The following is a 5,691-nucleotide window of genomic DNA, read 5'->3' as shown; positions in this document are numbered from 1 at the left end:
TGTCGTTGTCGTAATCGAACAATCCGATCACGACAACGACAACGACAACGACAACGACCAGGACAGCGTACCCGTCGCCGGTCGGTCTGAAGCGATGCCTCCCAAGCGTTATAGTAGGAGGAACCCCGAGAATCCCCTTCTTGCCCCCACCGAGTGCACGCGATGGCGCAGCCCCAGGTCAGAATCTTCGTCTCCTCCCCCGCGGACCTGGACCACGAGCGGGCCCTGATCAAAGACATCGTCGAGGCGCTCGCGCAGGAGTATCTGCCCTATTTCAAGCTCCAGCCGGTGCTGTGGGAGGAGGAGGCCCTGACCGCGGCCCAGAGCTTCCAGGCGGGGCTGCTGCGGCCCGCTGAGTGTGAACTGGTGCTGGTGATGCTGTGGACGCGCCTGGGCACGCCGCTGGCGGACGACCCCTACGGCGGGATGACGGGGACCGAGTGGGAGTTCGTCGATGCGGTGGAGGCCTTCGCCCGCAGCGGCCAGCCGGAAGTCCTGGTCTACAAGAAGACCACGCCGCGTCTGATCGATATCACCGATGCCCCGGCCACCCACGAGGCGGTCGCCGACCGGGAACGGCTGGAGGCCTTCTTCCGCACCCACTTCTTCAACGCGGACGGGAGCTTCCGCCGCGCCTTCCGGCAGTTCGACAGCGACCGTGTGCTGCGCGAACTGGTCGAGGGGCAGGTGCGCAAGCTGCTCAACCGGCGCATCAGCGTGGAACTGGGCCGCCGCCCCGGGGCCGGCGAGTGGCGCGACAGCCCCTTTCGTGCCCAAGACCCCTATCGGCTGGCCGATGAGCCGGTCTTCGTCGGACGCGAGACCGAGACCCGGGAACTGGTGGCGCGCCTGGATGCCAACCGCGGGGGTGGGCACGGGCTGGTGCTGCTCACGGGACCCTCCGGGGTTGGTAAGTCGTCACTGGTGCACGCCGGGCTCCTGCCGCGGCTGGTGCGGCCCTACCTGTTCGCCGGGGTCGCCGGCTGCCGCTGGTGCCGGCTCGACTGCCAGGGTCCGGACCCGGTCGCGGAGCTGGCCCGGGCGCTGCTGGCACCGGCCCTGCTGGGGACGGCCCTGGACGGGTTCGGCCTGGACCAGGCCGGGCTTGCGCGCCTGCTGGAGACCGAGCCCGCGGTGGCGGCGGCGCAGGTGCAGGCGGCCCTGGCCCGACTGGTCGGCGAGGCCGGACAGCCGGTCGGCAGCACCGACGGGCGCCAGCAACTGGCCCTGATCCTGGACCCCCTGGACGGGCTCTTCAGCGCGGGGGTGCAGGAGCGCGCCCCCACCCAGACCTTCGCCCGGGCCCTGGCCGCCCTGGCCGCCCAGGACGGGGTCTGGATCGTCGCCACGCTGCGCAGCGACCACCTGCGCCGACTCCCCCAGATCCCGGCCCTGGCCGCCCTGCTGGACGAGCACAGTTGGTACCCCTTGGAGCCCCCGCCCGCCGCCCGCATCCGCCAGGTGCTCGAGATCCCGGCACGCATCGCCGGGATCGAATACGAGGGGACGGCCGGGCGCGGCCTGGTGGACCTGCTGGAGGCGGAGGCGAGCGACCTGACCCACTGGCCGGCGCTCCTGGAGCCGGTCCTCGCCGACCTCTATGCGCGGGCACGGGCGCCGCTGGCGGACGACGACGGGGCTGACGGCGAGCCGGGGGGACGCGCCGCCCCGGACGCCGGCGACAACGCCGCCGCCAGGCTGCGCCTGCGCATCGGCGACTATCGCGCCCTGGGCGGGATCAGCGGCACCACCCGCACGCGCGCCCAGGCACTCTGGGAAGGGCTCAATGATGCGACCCGCGCCGCCCTGCCCATGCTATGCCGGGCGCTGATCGCCCTGGAGGGCGGCCCCGCCTCGCGCCCCGTACCCCGCGCCGGGGACCTGCGCGCCCTGGAGCGGGACCCGGACTGCGCCCGCCTGCTCGCGGTCCTGATCGCGGCGCGCCTGGTGGTGGCGGCCGGGGTCGCCGACCCCGCCGAACACATGCCGTGCGCCAGGACCGATGACCATCTGTTTGCGGCCGTCGCGCGCCTGGCGCGCGAGACCCGCGAAGAATGGCGGGCGCGGCTGTTCCCGCGGCGCGCGACCGCGGCCCTGGCCCGGGGCGACGCGACCCAGCCCCCACCCGCCGACCCCGGGTCCGAGGGGCCGCAGGCCGTCGCCCAGTGGCGCGACTATCGGCCCACGGCGAGCCTGATCCACCAGACGCTGATCGACACCTGGGCGCCGGTGCGCGACTGGCTGGCCGACCCGGGCAACCGGCGCGACCTGCAGCTGCGCTTCCAGATCACCCGCCAGGCGCGGTTGTGGAAGCGCACCGACTGCAATCGGGAATACCTGCTGGGCGAGGTCGGCTACGCCGCCGCCCGGCGCTTCGCCGACGCCTTCCCCGGCGAACTGGAGCCGGTGGAACTGGAGTTCCTGGAGCGCTCCCGCGACCGGCTCCGCGCCCAGCGACAACGCAACCGCTGGGCGCGCCTCCTCGGATTGACCCTCGTGGTGCTGCTGCTCGTCGCCAGCGCGGCCGCCTTCTGGGCCGCCGACGCCTCGCGCGCCGCCACGCTGAACCTGCACCGCAGTGAGATCAATGCCGCCAACCTGGCGATCAACCAGGGCAACACCCCGGTGGCCGTGCGCCTGGCGCTCAACGCCGGCCGCGACCTGCCCCAGGCCGCCACCGACACCTTGAGCCGCGCCTTCAGCGCCAATCGGCTGATCGCCATGGTGCAGGCCGGCGGGTCCACCCCCGAGCGCCCGCTCTCACCCGGCATCAGCGACGACGGCAACCACCTGGCGACCCTCAGCGCCCGGGAGGGGGCCGGCCTGTGGCACCTCACCGACAACCGCTTCGCCTTCGACCGGCCACTCGCCAGCCCCGCGCTCCCCATCCACGCGGTGCGCCTTGCCGACAACGAAGGCGAACCGTCACTGATCCTGGGGCTCGGCGAGTCCGGGGTCTGGCGGCTCCCGGCCGCGGACGGGGCGGCGCCGGATTGGTCCTGCGGCGTGCGGCCCGGGGGGATCATCGCCCTGGACCCCAGGCATCGCTACCTCGCGCTCGGCCAGGGCACCGCGGCCGACGGCTTCGGCCTGTGCATGCTCGACCTCCAGCAGCCGGGGCCGCCCCTGTGGAACCTACCCCTGCACCAGAAGGAGATCCGCGGGGTCGCCTTCGCCCCCGACGGGCTGCGGCTGGTCACCGCCTCGCGCGACGGGACGGCCCGGGTCCTCGACACCAGGACCGGGGCCGAGCGGCTGACCCTGCACCCGACCGGCCCCCTGAACCGCCCGCTCACCCGCGCCATCTTCGACAACCGCGGGCAGCAACTCGCCATCGCCACGTCCGACGAGAAGGTGCGGGTCTTCGGCGCGGACGGCGGCGAACTGATGGTGCTCGGCGAGGTGGTCCACGACGGACGCCAGGTCCGCATCCACCAGTCCGCCGTGCGTGACCTGGCCTTCGCGCCGGCCGACCGCTACCTGCTGGCCGGGGACGACGAGGGGCAGGTGGTGCGCTGGGATCTCAGCCGCGGGGACGCCGAGATCCTGGGTCAGCACCGCCTCGCCGTGGAGCGCATCCGCGTCTCCCCGGGGGTCGACCCCCAGACCGGTGAGCCCCTGGTGCTGACCGCCTCGGCCGATCAGACGGCGCGCCTGTGGGGGCTGCGCAGCGGGCGCCAGTTCGCCGTCTACACCCACGAGGCCCCGATCTCCGCCGCGCGCTTCAGCCTGGACGGGCGGCGCGTCCTGAGCTATTCGGAACAGGACGGCTCGGCCCGGGTCTGGTCGGTGGGGTACGCGAGCACCCTCGCCTTTCGACTCCCCCACGACGACCACGTCTCCCACCTGGACCTGGCGCGACCGCCCAAGGAACTGGACGCCGACCCCGGGGCCTTCCTGATCGCCAGCGGGTCATTCGACGGCCTGGTCCAGGTCTGGCGCTACGACCCCGCCGCACCCTGGGCGGCACCGGGGGAGATCTGGCGGCTCGTCGGGCACCGCGCCCGGGTGCGCCGCGTCGCCTTCTCGCCCTCCGGGCGGCAACTCGCCAGCGCCGCCTACGACGGCAGCGCCCGGGTCTGGGACCTGGTCACCGGCGGCGGCTGCACCCTGGAACCGCCCGCGCCGCCCGCGCCCGTGCCGACCCCGGCGCGCACCCGGGGCCGGGCGCCAGGCGCGGCCCCGGCGCCGACGCCGACGCCGACGCCGGCCAGCGAGTTCTACCGGGTCCTGTTCGCACCCGACGGGCGCTGGCTCCTCACCACCTCCAACGAGCCCGCCCACTCGGTGCGCCTGTGGGACCCGGCCGCCTGCCTGGAACTGCCGCTCCCCGCGGGTCTGGCGCAGGAGACCGGCAAGGTCCAGGCGGCCGCCGTGGCCGCCGCTGCCGACGGCACCCAACTGGCCGCCGTCGGCAGCGACCAGGGGTGGCTGCGCCTGCTGCGCCAGACGCCCGACGGCACCTGGGACCTGCAGTGCCGGCTCCAGCCCCACCAGGGGCCCATCACGGATCTCGCCTTTGCGCCGGGCGGCGGCACCCTGGCCAGCGTCGGCGAGGACGGGCGGGTCGCCCTGATCGCACTGGCCGGCGGGCGCTGCGGCGAGCCCCTGCCCCTGAAGGGGGGCACCCAGACCCTCTACAGCGTCCGCTTCGCCCCGGACGGGGCGGCCCTCGTAACCGCCTCCCTGGACGGCCGCGCCCAGGTCTGGGACACCGGCGGCACCCTGCTCGCGGACCTGAAGGGCCATAACGACCGGCTTTCCTACGCCGAATTCAGCCCGGACGGTCACTGGCTGCTCACCGCCTCGCGCGACGGCGCCGTGCGCCTGTGGCGTCGCCCCAAACCGGTCGCCGTGGGGGCCGCCGGGCCGCCGACCCAGGAGTCCTATCTGGTGATGGAGGCCGACCTGGGCGGCGCCCGCATCGCCCGCTTCAGCCCCGACGGCAACAGCATCGCCGCCGCCTACCGTCAGGACGCCGTGGTCCTGTGGCGCGTCTGGGCCGAGGACCCGACCCCGGACCCGGCACTCACCGCCGACTGGGGCGCCGAGCGGGCGCGCCTCGCCCTGATCCGGGAGGCGGTGCGCTTTCGGCGGGATAATGGGCTCGGGGGGCCGGGCGGGGGCAATTGAAAGGAGCGTGGGCGTCCCGCCCGCGCGTTTGGCCCCGGAGCCAAGACCATCCGACGCAATCGGGGCCTTGTTCGCCGTTCCGGCCGCAAGGAGACAGGAGGTCGAGGCTTTACCGTGAAAGTCGCGCGGCGACGCTGTGGGAGCGGCTTCAGCCGCGACGGGCCTCGCAAGCGCCCGTATAACGTCGCAGGTTACCGCGGCCCCGCAGCGCGGCTGCCAGCCGCTTCCAGGCGAGCCTTTCATCGACCGGGGTGGCTGACGTTCCTTCCATGGCCGTTAGACCGGTCGATATCGCGTTTTCGCGGCCCTGATCCGGCTAACGGCCATGCGGGGTTGTCCGTCACCCCCGAAACAGGAAAGCCCCCGGTGGGAGCGGTTTTCACGGTAACCCGACTGACGCGATTCTTCTCTGCGTCTCTGCGTGAGATTCTTTAAGAGGTCTCAGAGGGTATAGACAAAATTAAGTCGTTGTCGTCATGCGTCGTAGAAGGATCCGCGCCTCAGTGAGCCAGACCCAGGCTTCGGACACGCACAGCAGGCGATCATGGTGCATGATCA

Annotated in this window: 1 protein-coding gene; it reads left to right on the top strand. The window is 73.2% G+C overall.

Annotated elements, in window-relative coordinates:
• The first annotated feature begins 162 nt into the window (after window positions 1–162).
• Complete coding sequence (locus QZY48_RS11690) at window positions 163–5,133, top strand: AAA family ATPase (protein ID WP_295431029.1); 4,971 nt, start codon at window positions 163–165, stop codon at window positions 5,131–5,133.
• The last annotated feature ends 558 nt before the right edge of the window (window positions 5,134–5,691 follow it).

It is taken from the genome of uncultured Thiodictyon sp., from assembly GCF_903828115.1.
Classification (GTDB): Bacteria; Pseudomonadota; Gammaproteobacteria; order Chromatiales; family Chromatiaceae; genus Thiodictyon.
This window is presented reverse-complemented; position numbering and strand designations above follow the sequence as displayed.